The organism is Pseudomonas cimarronensis (assembly GCF_049331905.1).
GTDB lineage: Bacteria > Pseudomonadota > Gammaproteobacteria > Pseudomonadales > Pseudomonadaceae > Aquipseudomonas.
In genome coordinates, this window is sequence record NZ_CP186283.1 from 1,217,702 (window position 1) to 1,233,103 (window position 15,402).

Below are 15,402 nucleotides of genomic sequence, written 5' to 3' on the forward strand. Positions count from 1 at the left end.
GATCATCGCCTGCCTGAGCGGCGGCTACCAGCCCAGCCGTCGCCTGGAGTGTGAAAAAGTGTGAGGTGTCGGCGTGCGCCACGGTTTTCTGGCGGATGGCCGGCAAGTCGCCGGCCGGTGCGGCTAATTGACTGATGCTAAAGTGATACTAGGGTGTGTTCCCGTTTCGTTGTGATCGTGCCAACACGGGAATAGAGCCTGAAAACTCTACGGTGACACTTGAGCTCTTTTCCGGTGTGGCGCATACAGGCGCGCATGGTGTCGCCAGGTTTTGGGAGTAAGAGAGATGTGCGGCCGAAGCCCAGCGAAATACCTATTGCTGTTCGTTGTCTTGATCAGTTGCGCCGCTCAGGCCTTGGCAAAGGATTGCATTGGTGTGGTGGCTGCAGGGGCGACTCCGTTCTGGGGCCAGGTTGAGTCAGGGGCGCGACAGGCTGCCACTGAGCATGGCCTGGATATGCATTTTCGCGGGCCGAGCCAGGAAGGCCGTACGGAGACCCAGCTGCAGATGGTCACTTGGATACTGGAGCGCGGCTGCAAGGCACTGGTTATCGCGCCGGGTGGGCCGGAAATCGTCTCACGGGTGCAACAATTGGCAGCCAGCGGCATCAGTACTGTGTACTTCGATCGTGACCTGCCCGGCAGTGCAGTGCGCGGTGTGGTTGCCACCGATAACTTCCGCGCTGGCGTGCAAGCTGGTGAAGCCATGGCTGCGGCGCTTGAGGGGCAGGGCCAGGTGGCGCTGTTGCGCTTGAAAGCCGGCGTACCCTCGACCAGCGAACGTGAACGTGGTTTTCGTCAGGGCGCTGAGCAGGGCGGCCTGAATATCCTGCTGGATACCTACATCGGTGACGACAGCCAGGTGGCAGTGAATGCCTTGCGTGATCATTTGCCACAGCTGGCGGGCGTCTTCACCCCCAACAGCACCAGCACGCGGGCCGCGCTGGCAGCCCTGCGGCGACTCGGCAAGGCCGGGGAATTACTGCATGTCGGCTTCGATGCTGACCCGCTGCTGCTTGAGGCCTTGAGCAAAGGGGAAGTGCACAGCCTGATGGTTCAGCAAGCCCATGTGATCGGTTATCAGGCCGTCCGGTTAGCCGTGCAGAGCCTGCGTGGCGAGCTATCGGCGCAACCGGTGCATGTCGCGCTGCCGGTGCAGCAGGTAAACCGTGAAAACCTGGCGCAGTGGCTGCAGACGCAGAAGGTGGCGCTGACGGTCAACCCATAGCCGCGCACGGATTTGCCGCAGAGCTATGCTGGTTGCTGAATCAGGGGCTGTTTATCATGCGGCCTTGCGGCTCGCCATTCGTCTGTTTGCAGGTATTGCCCAATGCGCTTGAAGCCTTGGCTGGTGCTGATGTTGCTTGGTTGCTGGACATCGGCGCTGGCGGCACAGTTGCAGCTGTACACCGAGGAATACCGCCCACTGAGTTTTTACGACAACGGCAAGCTGACCGGGATGGCGGTGGAAGTGGTCGAGCAGCTGGTGCAGCGCACCGGCACCTCGGCAGCCATCCAGGTGGTGCCGTGGACTCGTGGTTACCATCAGGTGCAGCACGAAGCCAACAGTGGGCTTTTTTCCATTGTCCGCACGGCTCGGCGCGAGGCGTTGTTCCAGTGGGTTGGGCCGATTGCCCTGGGTCACACCAGTTTCTACGCACGGCGCGGTGCCGGGTTGAATGTGCGCTCGCTCAAGGACGTTGAGCGCTTCAGCACCGTAGCCGTGCCGAAGCAGTGGTACTCCTATGAATACCTCAGCGATCAGGGCTTGAAGAATCTCTACGGCGTACCGACCCCGCAGCACATGACCAAGATGTTCAAGCATGGGCGCATTGAGTTGCTGGTGGCCAGCAGCCTGGCCCTGGACGATATGCTGGCTGAACAGGGTATGAAAGCTGAAGACGTCGAGTTGCAGTTCACCCTGATGGGCACCAACTCCTATATCGCCTTTTCCCGGAATACCGATCCGGCGTTGGTGCAGCATTGGCAGCTGGCGCTGGATCAATTGAACCGTGATGGCGGCCTGCTGCGCATTCACCGGCGCTGGTTCTCCGATCCCAACAGCATGCCGGTGCTGGCGCCGCTGCCTTGACGCAATCCGCCGACACTGAGCTAGTCTGAGAGCAGTGCCCGGAGATTCCACCTTGCTGAAACGATGTCGCCTGCTGAGTATCTGGCTGCTGTGCTGCATGGCCGCCACGGTGCAGGCCGAGTTGCAATTGCTGACCGAAGAGGCGCCACCTACCAGCTACAGCCAGAACGGCGAGCTGCACGGTCTGGCGGTGGAGATTGTGCGCCACCTGATCGAGCGCACCGGGGATGCGGCACATATCGAGCTGCTGCCCTGGACGCGTGGTTATCACCTGGCGCAGCACGAGCCGAATACGGCGATCTTTTCCACCGTGCGCACGCCGGAGCGCGAGGCCAAGTTCCAGTGGGTTGGTCCGCTGCTGATCGGCACCACCAGCTTCTACTCGCTGAAATCGCGCAACCTGCGTTTCGACAGCCTGCAGCAAGCGGCCGAGAGCGGCCCGCTGGCTGTGCCAAAGCAGTGGTACACCTATGAAACGCTGGAGGCGCAGGGCTTTAAAAACCTCTACGGAGTCACCAGTTCGAAAAGTATGGTGACCATGCTCAAGCACGGGCGCGTGCAACTGATTGCCACCGAGGATTTGACCCTTGATGCTGAGCTGGCGCGGGGAGGGTTGCGCGCCGATCAGGTTCAGGCGCATCTGCCATTTATGCGTTCGGCCTATTACATTGCCTTTTCCCTGAAGACCGACGCCGCTGTGGTGCAGCGCTGGCGACGCGCCCTGGATGGCATGCATCAGGATGGCAGTTTCGCCGAGATCTTTCGTCGCTGGATGCCGCACGCACAGATCCCCACCGCCACTGAGTAGTTCGAGCCACTTCCGGTTATCACCTGCCGAGCCTGCTGATGCCCCGTTCCCGTTCTGTCACGCTGGATTTTGCTGCCCGCGGCCAACTGTTCAGCCACTTGGCCGCCATGGAAAAGGCCGGTGTGCCTGTGGCGCAGGCGCTGCTCAGTGTGGCGTTGCCTGGGCGCGCCGGGGCCGCGCTGCAGGCATTGCGGGCACAGGTCGCCGGTGGTCGCGATATGGCCAGCGCCGGGCTGCACAGTGGCCTGTTGACGCCCTTGGACAGCAGCTTGCTGAGCGCTGCGCAGAGCAGTGGTTGCCTGGCTGCGGTCTATCAGCGGCTGGCTGAGCGTTACAGCTATAGGGCACAGCAGGTCGCTGCGGTGAAGTCACGTTTGCTGATGCCGGCGGCGGTGCTGGTGCTGGCGCTGTTTATTCAGCCGCTGCCGGCGTTGGTCGGCGGTCAGCTAAGCATCGTCGGTTATCTGTGGGGCGTACTCTGGTCGTTGTTGTTGCTTGGGGCTCTGTATGGTCTGGGGCGCGGGTTATACCTGCGTCGTCAGCACGCGCCTGCTGGTGCGGCTTCGCCGCTCGATGGTCTGTTGGCGAATGTGCCGATTCTCGGTCCCGCGCTGCTGCGGCGTAATCTGCGTGACTTTTTCGACAGCCTGGGGCTGATGCTGGAGGCCGGCATGCCCATGCTGGATGCCCTGCCCAAGGCCTGCGCGGTGATCCGCCATGCGCCGCTGCGCAAACGTTTCAGTACCGTGCAGTTGGCTGTGCAGCGTGGCCAAAGTCTGGCGCAGGCATTGGTCAGTGTGGATTTCCCCGGACAGGGACTGGCCCTTGGCTTGATTCGCACGGGGGAGGCCAGCGGCACCTTGCCAGCCAGCCTGCTCAACTACGCCGGGGTGGAAACCCAGAAGCTGGATAGCCTGACCGAACAGCTGGCCACCTGGCTGCCGCGTTTGCTATATGCCGGGGTGATGCTGTGGATGGCTTATGGGCTGCTGACTGGTGGCGGCTTTGGCCCACGTCTGCCGGCGGACGTGGGGTAGCGCGCTGAATGGCTGGATAGACTGAAAGGTGGGGGCAAGGTTACTGGTCGACTATGTAGTTTTACTACATGACGGGTTTTGTAGTTTTGCTACATAATCCCTCGCTCAGAATCGACTATGAACGATGGTGCACCCCATGCAAAGAGCCTCGCATCACGACCTTCGCGCACAATTTCGTGCGCTTCTTGCTTCGAATAGCTGCTATCACACCGCTTCTGTATTTGACCCTATGGCCGCGCGGATTGCTGCCGATCTGGGTTTTGAAGTGGGCATCCTGGGCGGTTCTGTAGCTTCACTACAAGTTCTGGCCGCGCCGGATTTCGCTCTGATTACCCTCAGCGAGTTCGTTGAGCAGGCCACGCGGATTGGCCGCGTCAGCCGCCTGCCGGTCATCGCCGATGCCGACCACGGCTATGGCAATGCGCTCAACGTAATGCGCACCGTGGTGGAACTGGAGCGCGCCGGGATTGCCGCGCTTACCATCGAGGACACCCTACTGCCGGCGCAGTTCGGCCGTAAATCCACCGACCTGATCGGTATTGATGAAGGTGTCGGCAAGATTCGCGCGGCCCTGGAAGCACGGGTTGACCCGGACCTGGCGATCATCGCTCGCACACATGCCGGCGTGCTGGATGTCAGCGAGGTGATTCGTCGTACCCAGGCTTATCAGGCGGCCGGTGCCGATGCCATCTGCCTGGTTGGGGTCGAGGATTTTGCCCACCTGGAGCAGATTGCCGCGGCCCTGAGCGTTCCGCTGATGCTGGTCACCTACGGCAACCCCAAGCTGCGTGACAACGCACGCCTGGCTAGCCTAGGCGTGCGCATCGTGGTCAACGGTCATGCCGCCTACTTCGCGGCAATCAAGGCCACCTACGACTGCCTGCGTGAGCAGCGCGGTGTCGATACATGCGACCTCAACGCCACCGAGCTGACCCACAAGTACACCCAGCCTGAGGACTATATCGTCTGGGCGCGCGAGTTTATGGAGGTCAAGGAGTAGGGCGACCGCGTGCGCTTGAGATTTGCCCGTAGACGGCGCATATCTAGAGGCATACACAGCGGAGGGCAATTGCGATGGCCGGCGGTTGGGCAAATGATGGTGCGGTACAGGAGCAGATCGACAGCAGCATCGAGGACGCCATCCAGCGTGCGCGTAGCCAGCTGCCGCGCGGCGAAAGCCTGAGCCACTGCGAGGAATGTGACGCGGCGATTCCCGAGGCGCGGCGCCAAGCCATCCCCGGCGTGCACCTGTGCGTCGCTTGCCAGAGTGGGCACGACAAGGAACAGGCCAGATTCAGCGGCTACAACCGCCGGGGCAGCAAGGACAGCCAACTGCGTTGAGGGGGGCATGGCAGTTGTTGGGCTTCGCCGCCGCTTCGCGGTTCTACAGGTGGATCAGAACAGGAAATAGCGCTGCGCCATTGGCAGTACATCCGCTGGCTCGCACCAGAGCAGTTGGCCATCGGCCTTGACCTGATAATTCTGCGCATCCACCTCGATATTTGGCAGGTAGCCGTTGTGGATCAGGTCGGTCTTTTGTACCTCGCGGCAGCCTTTGACCACGCCGATCTTCTTCTTCAATCCGAGCTGCTCGGGTACACCTGCATCAAACGCTGCCTGGCTGATAAAGGTGATGCTGGTGGCGTGGCGGCTGCCGCCGTAGCTGGCGAACATCGGCCGGTAGTGCACCGGCTGCGGCGTCGGGATCGAGGCATTGGCGTCGCCCATCAGGCTGGCGGCGATGGCGCCGCCCTTGAGGATCAGCGTCGGTTTCACCCCGAAGAAGGCCGGGCGCCAGAGCACCAGGTCGGCCCATTTGCCCACTTCGATCGAGCCGACTTCATGGCTGATGCCGTGGGTGATGGCCGGGTTGATGGTGTATTTGGCGATATAGCGTTTGACCCGGAAATTGCTGTTGCCAGGGCCGTCGCCATCCAGCGGGCCGCGCTGCTTGTGCATCTTGTCGGCGGTCTGCCAGGTGCGGGTGATCACCTCGCCGACGCGGCCCATGGCCTGGCTGTCGGAGCTGATCATGCTGAATGCGCCGAGGTCATGCAGGATATCTTCGGCGGCGATGGTTTCGCGGCGGATGCGGCTTTCGGCGAAGGCCACGTCCTCGGCGATGCTCGGGTCGAGGTGGTGGCAGACCATCAGCATGTCCAGGTGCTCGTCGATGGTATTGCGGGTGAAGGGCCGGGTCGGATTGGTCGAGCTGGGCAGTACGTTGGGGAAGCCGCAGGCCTTGATGATGTCCGGCGCATGACCGCCGCCAGCACCTTCGGTGTGATAGGTGTGAATGGTGCGCCCCTTGAACGCGCCGAGGGTGGTCTCGACGAAGCCCGATTCGTTCAGGGTGTCGGTGTGGATCGCCACCTGCACGTCGTACTGGTCAGCGACCGACAGGCAGTTGTCGATGGCGGCCGGTGTGGTGCCCCAGTCCTCATGCAGCTTGAGGCCGATGGCGCCTGCCTTGACCTGCTCGATCAGCGGCTCCGGCAAGCTGGCATTGCCCTTGCCGGTAAAACCCAGGTTCATCGGGAAGGCGTCGGCGGCCTGCAGCATGCGCGCCATGTGCCATGGGCCGGAGGTGCAGGTGGTGGCGTTGGTGCCGGTTGCCGGCCCGGTGCCGCCGCCGATCATGGTGGTGACGCCGCTCATCAGCGCCTCTTCGATCTGCTGCGGGCAGATAAAGTGGATATGCGTGTCGATGCCGCCGGCAGTGAGGATCATGCCTTCACCGGCGATCACTTCAGTACCGGCGCCGATGGCGATGGTTACGTCGGGCTGGATGTCCGGGTTGCCGGCCTTGCCAATGGCGGCGATACGGCCGTCCTTGAGGCCGACATCGGCTTTGACGATGCCCCAGTGGTCGATGATCAGCGCGTTGGTGATCAGCGTATCGACCACGTCTGCGGCGCACAGCTGACCCTGACCCATGCCATCGCGGATCACCTTGCCGCCGCCGAATTTCACTTCTTCGCCGTAGGTGGTGAAGTCCTTCTCGACTTCGATCCACAGCTCGGTATCGGCCAGGCGCACCTTGTCGCCGACGGTGGGGCCGAACATATCGGCATAGGCTTGGCGGGAGATTTTCATGGGTTTGCCTTCAGACTCAATTGGGTTTGCAACCGTTCGCCGTGCTCACTATCGCGGGCAAGCCCGCTCCTACAGAGGAATGCGATTACAGGTAGGAGCGGGCTTGCCCGCGATACGGCCACAGGAGAAGTCCCGAAATTTACAGCTCGCCCATCACCCGTCCGGCAAAGCCGAACACACGGCGATGGCCAGCCAGGTCGACCAGCTCCACCACGCGGCTCTGTCCGGGCTCGAAGCGCACCGCAGTGCCGGCCGGGATATTCAGGCGCATACCGCGCGCGGCGCTGCGGTCAAAAGTCAGTGCGTCATTGGTCTCGAAGAAGTGGTAGTGCGAGCCGACCTGAATCGGCCGGTCGCCGCTATTGGCCACGCTCAGGCTGATCGTGCGGCGGCCGGCATTAAGCTCGATTTCGCCGTCCTGAATCTGGTATTCGCCGGGAATCATCGCTGCTTCACTCCAGGGTCAATTGCATAAAGGTGAGGTCCAGCCAGCGGCCGAACTTGCGGCCGACCTGCGGCATCTGGCCGGTGGTGACAAAGCCGAGGCGCTCGTGCAGGCGAATCGAGGCGCTGTTGCCGCTTTCGATGGCGGCGACCATCACGTGCAGGCCGGCCGCTTGCGCGCGTTCGATCAAGGCGCGCATCAGCAAGGGGCCGAGGCCCTGGCCGCGCTGGTCGCTGCGCACATACACCGAGTGCTCCACGGTGTGGCGAAAACCTTCGATGGCGCGCCAGGTGCCGTAGCTGGCATAGCCGAGCACCTCGCCCGCGTCGCTGTGGGCTACCAGCACGGGGAAGCCAGCCGCTGTGCGCTCGCTTAGCCAGGCCTGGCGGTTGGCCAGGTCGACCAGGGTTTCATTCCAGATCGCCGTGGTGTGCTGCACGGCATCGTTGTAGATGGCCAGGATGGCAGGCAGGTCGGCGGCGGTGGCGTCGTTAATCATCATGCTTAAACAATCGGCTGATGGACGGTGACCAACTTGGTGCCGTCGGGGAAGGTCGCTTCCACCTGAATCTCCGGGATCATTTCCGCGATGCCTTCCATCACCTGATCGCGAGTCAGCAGGGTGGTGCCGAAGTGCATCAGCTCGGCCACGCTCTGGCCGTCGCGCGCGCCTTCCAGCAGCGCGGCGGAGATGTAGGCCATGGCTTCCGGGTAGTTGAGCTTTACCCCGCGGGCCAGGCGGCGTTCGGCCACCAGGCCGGCGGTGAAGATCAGCAGTTTGTCTTTTTCGCGGGGTGTCAGGTCCATCGTTCAGGTGCTCCAGATTCTTGGGGGGACGGCGGTGCGGCCGAGCAGGGTCGGGCGCAACAGCTGCCAGAGGGCGATCAGCCAGGCGCGCGCGTGCAGAGCCTCGTCGGCCAGGCAGCGGGCTACCAGCAGGCCCGGTAGTTGAGTCAGGTCGCCGCGCACCGGTGTGCTCAGGTTGCGGCAGTGCTCCAGTAGGTCGCTGTCGATTTCACCGCTGATCAGCAGGGTGGCGAATACCGGTTTGCCGTCCAGGCCGATGGGCGAGTCGAGCAGGCCATCGCCGCCCTGGATGCGTTGGCGTTCATGCCAGAGCAGCTGGCCGTCGCGGCGGATATTCAGTTGGGCCTGGAAGTGACCGGCATCGAAGCGCTCATCACTGGCCGGACGGCCGAGTGCAACGATGTCCCAGTAGAGCAGCTTGGCATCGCCGAACAGGTCGATCTCGGTGGTCAGTTCGGCCTGAGCAGCGGCGTAGACGATGGTTTCCTGCGGCAGCCATTCCAGGGTGGCGCCGGCTTCCACGCGCAGTTTCAGGCTCTGGTAAGCCGGGCCGGCGGCGCGGTACCACTTGGCTGCACCGGGACTGGTCAATTGCGCCCAAGCACCGCTGCCCACGTTGGCCGAAATATCCAGGCGGTCGCCGCCAGCGATGCCGCCGGGCGGGTGAACGATGATGTGCTGACACACCTCGGGCCCTTCGGCGTACAGGTGCTTCTGCACCCGCAGCGGGCCTTTATGCCGGCGCAAGGTCGGCCGCGTGCAGTCACCGTCGCGGCCATAACCCAGCGCCAGCTCGGCGTGCCAGCTGGGGGTGAAGAGGGCGGCGGGGGCGTTCATGCGCTCACCCGGTTGCGCCGTTGGCGCCAGGCGTGCACGGCGGAGTAAACACACAGCAGCACCAGGCCCAGGCTGACCGCCAGCCACCATTGCAGGTGCATGCCGTAGTAAGGCGGTGCATGCAGCGCACCTTGCAGCCAGAACAGCGCCAGGCCGATGGCCAGCAGGCTGGCGCACAGTGCGCGGCCCCAGGAGCGGCAGTAGGAGCGTGGGCGCAGCAGCGCCAGCAGCAGGCCGCATTCGGCCAGGATGACGGCGCTGAAAATCAGTACGGGTTTCAGCGGGTAGGGCAGTTCGCTGCCGGCGGGCAGGGCGCGCAGCATCCAGTAGTCCGGCTGGCTGCCGGCCCAGATCAGCAGGGCGATGCCCGTCAGTGCGGTGAGCGGGAGCAGGGCGTGACGCAGGGCAAACATCGGGGCCTCGAATCCGTCGGCGAAAGCCTGATTATGCGCAAAGTAAAGGGCCAGCGTCGTCATTCAGATGGCGACCAGTCCGCGCACGCCGTCGGCTTCCATGGTTTCGCCACGGCCCTGCTGGACGATTTCGCCCCGGCTCATCACCAAGTACTGGTCGGCCAGCTCGGCAGCAAAGTCATAGAACTGCTCGACCAGCAGGATGGCCATGTCGCCACGTTCGGCGAGCTTCTTGATTACCACGCCGATCTCCTTGATCACCGAGGGCTGGATGCCTTCGGTGGGCTCGTCGAGGATCAGCAGGCGCGGTTTGCTGGCCAGCGCGCGGCCGATGGCCAGCTGCTGCTGCTGGCCGCCGGAGAGGTCGCCGCCACGGCGTTGCTTCATCTCACGCAGCACGGGGAACAGCTCGTAGATAAATTCCGGCACCACCTTGGCTTCGCTGCCGGGAAAGCGTGACAAGCCCATCAGCAGGTTTTCTTCCACGGTCAGGCGGCCGAAGATTTCCCGGCCTTGCGGCACGTAGGCGATGCCTGCGTGTACACGCTGGTGCGGTTTGAAAGCGGTGATGGCTTTGCCTTCCCAGTTCACCGCGCCTTCTTTGGCGGGGATCAGGCCCATCAGGCATTTCAGCAGGGTGGTCTTGCCCACGCCGTTACGCCCGAGCAGGCAGGTGACTTCGCCGACCTTCACGTCGAACGACAGGCCACGGAGGATATGGCTGCCGCCGTAGTATTGATGGAGTTGCTCAACTTGCAGCATGGGTGTGTCCTTCATTGTTCTTGTGGGAGGGGCTTTAGCCACGACGCTTTTGATCTTCAAGAGCTCACGGCTAAAGCCCCTCCTACAGGTACGCATTAGCGACCGAGATAAACCTCGATCACTCGCTCATCGTTCTGCACCTGCTCCAGCGAGCCTTCGGCCAGCACGCTGCCCTGGTGCAGCACGGTGACGTGGTCGGCGATGCTGCCGACAAAGCCCATATCGTGCTCGACCACCATCAGCGAGTGCTTGCGCGCCAGGGACTTGAACAGCTCGGCGGTGAACTCGGTTTCGGCGTCGGTCATGCCGGCCACCGGCTCATCGAGCAGCAACAGTTGCGGGTCCTGCACCAGCAGCATGCCGATCTCCAGGAACTGCTTCTGGCCGTGCGACAACAGCCCGGCCGGGCGCTGGCGCGAGGCGTCGAGCTTGATCGTCTGCAGCACTTCGTCGATGCGGTCTTTCTGCTCGCCAGTCAATTTGGCGCGCAGGCTGGCCCACACCGATTTGTTGGTCTTCTGCGCCAGTTCGAGGTTTTCGAACACGCTCAGCGCCTCGAACACCGTCGGCTTCTGGAACTTGCGGCCGATGCCGGACTGGGCGATTTCGACTTCGCTCATCTGGGTCAGGTCGTAGGTTTCGCCAAAGTAGGCGACGCCGTTATCCGGGCGGGTCTTGCCGGTGATCACGTCCATCATGGTGGTCTTGCCGGCACCGTTGGGGCCGATGATGCAACGCAGTTCACCGACGCCGATGTACAGCGTCAGGTTGGTCAGGGCCTTGAAGCCGTCGAAGCTGACGTTGATGTCTTCCAGCGTCAGGATGGTGCCGTGACGGACGTTAAGGCCCTTGCTGGCCAGGGCGCTGGCACCGATGGGGTCACGGCCGCTGCCGGACGGGTCATAGGCGGGTTCGAGCATCAATTCGGGGGCCGGAGTGGCGCGCATTATTGCTCTCCTTTTTTACGCAACAAACCGATCACGCCTTTGGGCAGGAACAGGGTTACGACAATGAATAGGAAGCCCAGGGCGAACAGCCAGTATTCGGGGAAGGCCACGGTAAACCAGCTCTTCATACCGTTGACCAGGCCGGCACCGAGCAGCGGGCCGATCAGCGTGCCGCGCCCGCCGAGGGCGACCCACACGGCGGCTTCGATGGAGTTGGTTGGTGACATTTCGCTGGGGTTGATGATGCCCACCTGTGGCACATACAGCGCGCCGGCCAGACCACAGAGCACCGCGCTGAGCACCCAGATAAACAGCTTGTAGCCGCGCGGGTCGTAGCCGCAGAACATCAGGCGATTTTCCGCATCGCGCAGCGCGGTGAGCACCCGGCCGAACTTGCTACGGGCAAGCTTCCAGCCCAGGTACAGGCTGGCGACCAGCAGCGCCACGGTGGCGAGAAACAGCACCGCGCGGGTGTGCGCCGAGGTGATATCGAAACCCAGAATGGTGCGGAAGTTGGTAAAGCCGTTGTTGCCGCCAAAGCCGGTTTCATTGCGGAAGAACAGCAGCATGCCGGCAAAGGTCAGCGCCTGGGTCATGATCGAGAAGTACACGCCCTTGATCCGCGAACGGAAGGCGAAGAAGCCGAACACCAGGGCCAGCAAACCCGGCGCCAACACCACCAGGCACAGCGCCCAGAGGAAGTTGCTGGTGCCGTACCAGTACCAGGGCAACTCGGTCCAGGCGAGGAAGCTCATAAAGGCTGGCAAGCCGTCGCCGGCCGCTTCGCGCATCAGGTACATGCCCATGGCGTAACCGCCGAGGGCAAAGAACAAGCCGTGGCCGAGCGACAGCAGGCCGGCGTAACCCCAGACCAGATCGAGCGCCAGGGCGACGATGCAGTAGCAGAGGATCTTGCCGACCAGGGTCAGGCTGTAGGCCGAGACATGCAGGGCGTTGTCCGCCGGCAGCAGGTGCAGCAGCGGCATGGCGATCAGCACGGCAAGTACCAGCAGGCCGATGGCCATGGACGCTTGCGGGCCAAGCTTGGCGCTGGCGCGGGCCAGCAGCGTTTGGTTGAGTGGCATAGTCATCAGTCGATCACCCGTCCTTTCAAAGCAAACAGACCTTGCGGGCGTTTCTGAATAAACAGAATGATCAGCGCGAGGATAAGGATCTTGCCGAGCACGGCACCGATCTGCGGTTCGAGAATCTTGTTGGCGATGCCCAGGCCAAAGGCCGCCATCACGCTACCGGCCAACTGACCAACGCCGCCGAGCACCACCACCAGGAAGGAGTCGATGATGTAGCTCTGGCCGAGGTCCGGGCCGACGTTACCGATCTGGCTGAGGGCCACGCCGCCGAGGCCGGCGATACCGGAGCCGAGGCCGAAGGCGAGCATGTCCACCCGGCCGGTGGGCACGCCGCAGCAGGCGGCCATATTGCGGTTCTGGGTGACGGCACGCACGTTGAGGCCGAGGCGGGTCTTGTTCAGCAGCAGCCAGGTCAGCACCACCACGAACAGGGCGAAGCCGATGATCACGATGCGGTTGTACGGCAGCACCAGGTTCGGCAGTACCTGCACACCGCCGGAGAGCCAGGCTGGGTTGGCCACTTCGACGTTTTGCGCGCCGAAGATCACCCGCACCAGCTGAATCAGAATCAGGCTGATGCCCCAGGTCGCGAGCAGGGTTTCCAGCGGGCGACCGTAGAGGTGGCGAATCACCGTGCGCTCCAACGCCATGCCGATGGCGGCGGTGACGAAGAACGCCACCGGCAGCGCCACCAGCGGGTAGAGCGCCAGGGCTTCCGGGGCGAAACGCTGGAACAGCACCTGCACCATATAGGTGGAGTAAGCGCCGAGCATCAGCATCTCGCCGTGGGCCATGTTGATCACCCCGAGCAGGCCGAAGGTGATGGCCAGGCCGAGGGCGGCAAGCAGCAGGATCGAACCGAGCGACAGGCCGCTAAAGGCCTGGCCGAGCAGCTCACCGATCAGCAGCTTGCGTTTGACCTGGGCCAGGCTGGTTTCGGCAGCGGTGCGCACCGTCGGGTCGCTTTCCACGGCCGGGTCGAGCAGGGCTTCCAGGCGGGTGCGGGCCAGCGGGTCGCCGGTTTCACCGAGCAGGCGCACGGCGGCCAGGCGCACCGCCAGGTCGCTGTCGACCAGTTGCAGGTTGGCCAGTGCCAGGGTCAGGGCATCGCGCACGGCGTCGTCGGTTTCGCTGGCGACCTGGGCGTTAAGCAATTGCAGCTGCGCTGGCTTGGCGCTTTTTTGCAGTTGCTTGGCAGCGGCCAGGCGCAGCGCCGGGTCATCGACCAGCAGTTGATGGCTGGCCACGGCGGTGGCGACCAGACCGCGCAGGCGGTTATTCAGGCGCAGCTTGCGCGGTGTTTCAGTGGGCACAGCTTCGCCTTCGGCGGGCTGATAAGCGCCACTTACTTCGATAAACGCGGTCTTTGTGCTGTCGGTGGCCACGCGGCCTTGTTGCAGGGCTTCGAGCAGTGGCAGGCGCGCGGTATCTGGCGCTGCGGACCAGCTCTCCAGCAGGCTGGCCTGCTTGGCCGGGTTGGCGGCGACAAAGTCCTGGGCATCACCGGCGTGCGCGGCCAGGGGCAGCAGCAACAGCAGGCTCAGCAGAATTCGGGTAAAGGCAGTGGGCATGGGGCAGTCCTTTGATATCCCGATAAAAGCGGGACACTGTAGGAGCGAGCTTGCTCGCGATCGAACTCAATGACGCACCGAGTACTGCTGATCGCCAGCAAGCTGGCTCCTACAGGATTTAAGCGGGCTAGGCCCGTCGGATCAGTTCGACTTCACCGCGTAATCCGGCTTCTTGTCGTTGCCTTCGATGTACGGGCTCCACGGCTGGGCGCGGATCGGGCTGCTGGTTTCCCAGACCACGGAGAACTGCCCGTCTTCCTGGATTTCACCGATCATCACCGGCTTGTGCAGGTGGTGGTTGGTCTTGTCCATGGTCAGGGTGTAACCGCTCGGCGCGGCGAAGGTCTGGCCGTAAAGGGCGGTGCGCACTTTATCGACGTCAGTGGTGCCGGCTTTTTCCACAGCCTGGGCCCACATATGGATGCCGACGTAGGTGGCTTCCATCGGGTCGTTGGTCACGGCCTTGTCGGCGCCTGGCAGGTTCTTGGCCTTGGCGTAGGCCTTCCACTTGTTGACGAACTCGGTGTTGACCGGGTTTTCCACCGACTGGAAGTAGTTCCAGGCGGCCAGGTGACCGACCAGTGGCTTGGTGTCGATGCCGCGCAGTTCTTCTTCACCCACGGAGAAGGCCACCACCGGTACGTCGGTTGCTTCCAGGCCCTGGTTGGCCAGTTCCTTGTAGAACGGCACGTTGGAGTCGCCGTTGACGGTGGAGATCACCGCAGTCTTGCCGCCAGCGGAGAACTTCTTGATGTTGGCGACGATGGTTTGATAGTCGCTGTGACCGAACGGGGTGTAGACCTCTTCGATGTCTTTCTCGGCCACGCCTTTGCTGATCAGGAAGGCGCGCAGGATCTTGTTGGTGGTGCGCGGGTAGACGTAGTCGGTGCCGAGCAGGAAGTAGCGCTTGGCCGCGCCGCCGTCTTCGCTCATCAGGTACTCGACCGCCGGGATGGCCTGTTGGTTTGGCGCGGCGCCGGTGTAGAAGACGTTTGGCGACATCTCTTCACCTTCGTATTGCACGGGGTAGAACAGCAGGCCGTTGAGTTCTTCATAGACCGGCAGCACGGATTTGCGCGATACCGAGGTCCAGCAGCCGAAGGTCACGTCGACCTTGTCCTGGGTGAGCAGCTGGCGGCCACGCTCGGCGAACAGCGGCCAGTTCGAAGCGGGGTCGACCACCACCGGCTCCAGCTGCTTGCCGAGTACGCCGCCCTTGGCGTTGATTTCGTCGATGGTCATCAACGCCATGTCTTTCAGCGAAGTTTCCGAGATGGCCATGGTGCCGGACAGCGAGTGCAGGATGCCGACCTTGATGGTTTCGGCGGCTTGCACGGTCCAGGTCATGCCCATGGCGGCGATGGATGCGGTGAGGGTAAAGGCCTTGATCAGATTGCGACGTTGCATGGTGCGATCTCCATTCACGAACTTAAGTGTTTGAGCTGCTGGTTTTTAGTTGTTTGTCTGGCAGTTGAAACAGGGCAGGGCCCCGGGTC

Annotated in this window: 17 protein-coding genes; 6 read left to right on the forward strand and 11 right to left on the reverse strand. The window is 63.0% G+C overall.

What is annotated here, in order from left to right; translation table 11 throughout:
* Window positions 1-286 precede the first annotated feature (286 nt).
* The 6 genes from ACOCLD_RS05655 (at window position 287) to ACOCLD_RS05680 (ending at window position 5,278) form a co-directional block, all read left to right on the forward strand.
* Window positions 287-1,228 carry a substrate-binding domain-containing protein gene (locus ACOCLD_RS05655; RefSeq protein WP_422911168.1) on the forward strand — a complete coding sequence of 314 codons (942 nt, stop codon included), beginning with the start codon at window positions 287-289 and terminating at the stop codon, window positions 1,226-1,228.
* A gap of 102 nt (window positions 1,229-1,330) precedes the next feature.
* The gene (locus ACOCLD_RS05660; protein WP_422911169.1) at window positions 1,331-2,092 is read left to right on the forward strand and encodes a substrate-binding periplasmic protein; all 762 of its coding nucleotides are present in this window, start codon (window positions 1,331-1,333) and stop codon (window positions 2,090-2,092) included.
* Window positions 2,093-2,144: 52 nt separating this feature from the next.
* On the forward strand, window positions 2,145-2,900 hold the full coding sequence (locus ACOCLD_RS05665) for a substrate-binding periplasmic protein (RefSeq protein WP_422911170.1): 756 nt from the start codon (window positions 2,145-2,147) through the stop codon (window positions 2,898-2,900).
* Between the two features lie 38 nt (window positions 2,901-2,938).
* Complete coding sequence (locus ACOCLD_RS05670; RefSeq protein ID WP_422911171.1) at window positions 2,939-3,937, forward strand: type II secretion system F family protein; 999 nt, start codon at window positions 2,939-2,941, stop codon at window positions 3,935-3,937.
* Between the two features lie 136 nt (window positions 3,938-4,073).
* Window positions 4,074-4,937 (forward strand): isocitrate lyase/PEP mutase family protein, encoded by an 864-nt coding sequence (locus ACOCLD_RS05675; protein WP_422911172.1) that lies wholly within the window; start codon window positions 4,074-4,076, stop codon window positions 4,935-4,937.
* 74 nt (window positions 4,938-5,011) lie between these two features.
* On the forward strand, window positions 5,012-5,278 hold the full coding sequence (locus ACOCLD_RS05680; RefSeq protein WP_422911173.1) for a DksA/TraR family C4-type zinc finger protein: 267 nt from the start codon (window positions 5,012-5,014) through the stop codon (window positions 5,276-5,278).
* Window positions 5,279-5,332: 54 nt separating this feature from the next.
* On the opposite strand, the gene ureC is transcribed toward ACOCLD_RS05680, so the two are convergent.
* From ureC to urtA, 11 genes are all read right to left on the reverse strand, one after another.
* Window positions 5,333-7,033, reverse strand: coding sequence for an urease subunit alpha (gene ureC, locus ACOCLD_RS05685; RefSeq protein WP_422911174.1), 1,701 nt, complete (start codon window positions 7,031-7,033; stop codon window positions 5,333-5,335).
* Window positions 7,034-7,172: 139 nt separating this feature from the next.
* Window positions 7,173-7,478, reverse strand: a complete 306-nt coding sequence (locus ACOCLD_RS05690) for an urease subunit beta (protein WP_422911175.1) — start codon at window positions 7,476-7,478, stop codon at window positions 7,173-7,175.
* A 7-nt stretch (window positions 7,479-7,485) separates the two neighbouring features.
* Window positions 7,486-7,980, reverse strand: a complete 495-nt coding sequence (locus ACOCLD_RS05695; RefSeq protein ID WP_422911176.1) for a GNAT family N-acetyltransferase — start codon at window positions 7,978-7,980, stop codon at window positions 7,486-7,488.
* 2 nt (window positions 7,981-7,982) lie between these two features.
* Complete coding sequence (gene ureA / locus ACOCLD_RS05700; RefSeq protein WP_422911177.1) at window positions 7,983-8,285, reverse strand: urease subunit gamma; 303 nt, start codon at window positions 8,283-8,285, stop codon at window positions 7,983-7,985.
* A 3-nt stretch (window positions 8,286-8,288) separates the two neighbouring features.
* Window positions 8,289-9,122, reverse strand: coding sequence for an urease accessory protein UreD (locus tag ACOCLD_RS05705; protein ID WP_422911178.1), 834 nt, complete (start codon window positions 9,120-9,122; stop codon window positions 8,289-8,291).
* A complete protein-coding gene (locus ACOCLD_RS05710; protein WP_257776945.1) occupies window positions 9,119-9,535 on the reverse strand; it encodes a hypothetical protein in 417 nt (138 codons plus the stop codon). Before ACOCLD_RS05710 ends, ACOCLD_RS05705 begins: the two co-directional genes overlap by 4 nt.
* A 63-nt stretch (window positions 9,536-9,598) precedes the next feature.
* Window positions 9,599-10,297: an urea ABC transporter ATP-binding subunit UrtE gene (gene urtE, locus ACOCLD_RS05715; protein ID WP_392540913.1), complete on the reverse strand. Its 699-nt coding sequence runs from the start codon at window positions 10,295-10,297 to the stop codon at window positions 9,599-9,601.
* 95 nt (window positions 10,298-10,392) lie between these two features.
* Entirely contained in the window at window positions 10,393-11,244 is an 852-nt protein-coding gene (gene urtD, locus ACOCLD_RS05720) for an urea ABC transporter ATP-binding protein UrtD (protein WP_257776947.1), read from the reverse strand.
* Window positions 11,244-12,335 carry an urea ABC transporter permease subunit UrtC gene (gene urtC, locus ACOCLD_RS05725; protein WP_422911179.1) on the reverse strand — a complete coding sequence of 364 codons (1,092 nt, stop codon included), beginning with the start codon at window positions 12,333-12,335 and terminating at the stop codon, window positions 11,244-11,246. The genes urtD and urtC overlap by 1 nt, the downstream gene beginning before the upstream one ends.
* Window positions 12,335-13,906, reverse strand: coding sequence for an urea ABC transporter permease subunit UrtB (urtB, locus tag ACOCLD_RS05730; protein WP_422911180.1), 1,572 nt, complete (start codon window positions 13,904-13,906; stop codon window positions 12,335-12,337). The genes urtC and urtB overlap by 1 nt, the downstream gene beginning before the upstream one ends.
* Before the next feature lie 141 nt (window positions 13,907-14,047).
* Window positions 14,048-15,313 (reverse strand): urea ABC transporter substrate-binding protein, encoded by a 1,266-nt coding sequence (gene urtA / locus ACOCLD_RS05735; RefSeq protein WP_257776950.1) that lies wholly within the window; start codon window positions 15,311-15,313, stop codon window positions 14,048-14,050.
* Window positions 15,314-15,402: the final 89 nt, after the last annotated feature.

Coding starts and splice junctions, on each gene's coding strand:
- ACOCLD_RS05670 (WP_422911171.1), top strand. CDS start 2,939: ATGCCCCGTTCCCGTTCTGTCACGCTGGATTTTGCTGCCCGCGGCCAA.
- ACOCLD_RS05680 (WP_422911173.1), top strand. CDS start 5,012: ATGGCCGGCGGTTGGGCAAATGATGGTGCGGTACAGGAGCAGATCGAC.
- ACOCLD_RS05660 (WP_422911169.1), top strand. CDS start 1,331: ATGCGCTTGAAGCCTTGGCTGGTGCTGATGTTGCTTGGTTGCTGGACA.
- ACOCLD_RS05695 (WP_422911176.1), bottom strand. CDS start 7,980: ATGATGATTAACGACGCCACCGCCGCCGACCTGCCTGCCATCCTGGCC.
- ACOCLD_RS05710 (WP_257776945.1), bottom strand. CDS start 9,535: ATGTTTGCCCTGCGTCACGCCCTGCTCCCGCTCACCGCACTGACGGGC.
- ureA (WP_422911177.1), bottom strand. CDS start 8,285: ATGGACCTGACACCCCGCGAAAAAGACAAACTGCTGATCTTCACCGCC.
- ACOCLD_RS05690 (WP_422911175.1), bottom strand. CDS start 7,478: ATGATTCCCGGCGAATACCAGATTCAGGACGGCGAAATCGAGCTTAAT.
- urtC (WP_422911179.1), bottom strand. CDS start 12,335: ATGACTATGCCACTCAACCAAACGCTGCTGGCCCGCGCCAGCGCCAAG.
- urtD (WP_257776947.1), bottom strand. CDS start 11,244: ATGCGCGCCACTCCGGCCCCCGAATTGATGCTCGAACCCGCCTATGAC.
- urtA (WP_257776950.1), bottom strand. CDS start 15,313: ATGCAACGTCGCAATCTGATCAAGGCCTTTACCCTCACCGCATCCATC.
- ureC (WP_422911174.1), bottom strand. CDS start 7,033: ATGAAAATCTCCCGCCAAGCCTATGCCGATATGTTCGGCCCCACCGTC.
- ACOCLD_RS05655 (WP_422911168.1), top strand. CDS start 287: ATGTGCGGCCGAAGCCCAGCGAAATACCTATTGCTGTTCGTTGTCTTG.
- urtE (WP_392540913.1), bottom strand. CDS start 10,297: ATGCTGCAAGTTGAGCAACTCCATCAATACTACGGCGGCAGCCATATC.
- urtB (WP_422911180.1), bottom strand. CDS start 13,906: ATGCCCACTGCCTTTACCCGAATTCTGCTGAGCCTGCTGTTGCTGCTG.
- ACOCLD_RS05675 (WP_422911172.1), top strand. CDS start 4,074: ATGCAAAGAGCCTCGCATCACGACCTTCGCGCACAATTTCGTGCGCTT.
- ACOCLD_RS05705 (WP_422911178.1), bottom strand. CDS start 9,122: ATGAACGCCCCCGCCGCCCTCTTCACCCCCAGCTGGCACGCCGAGCTG.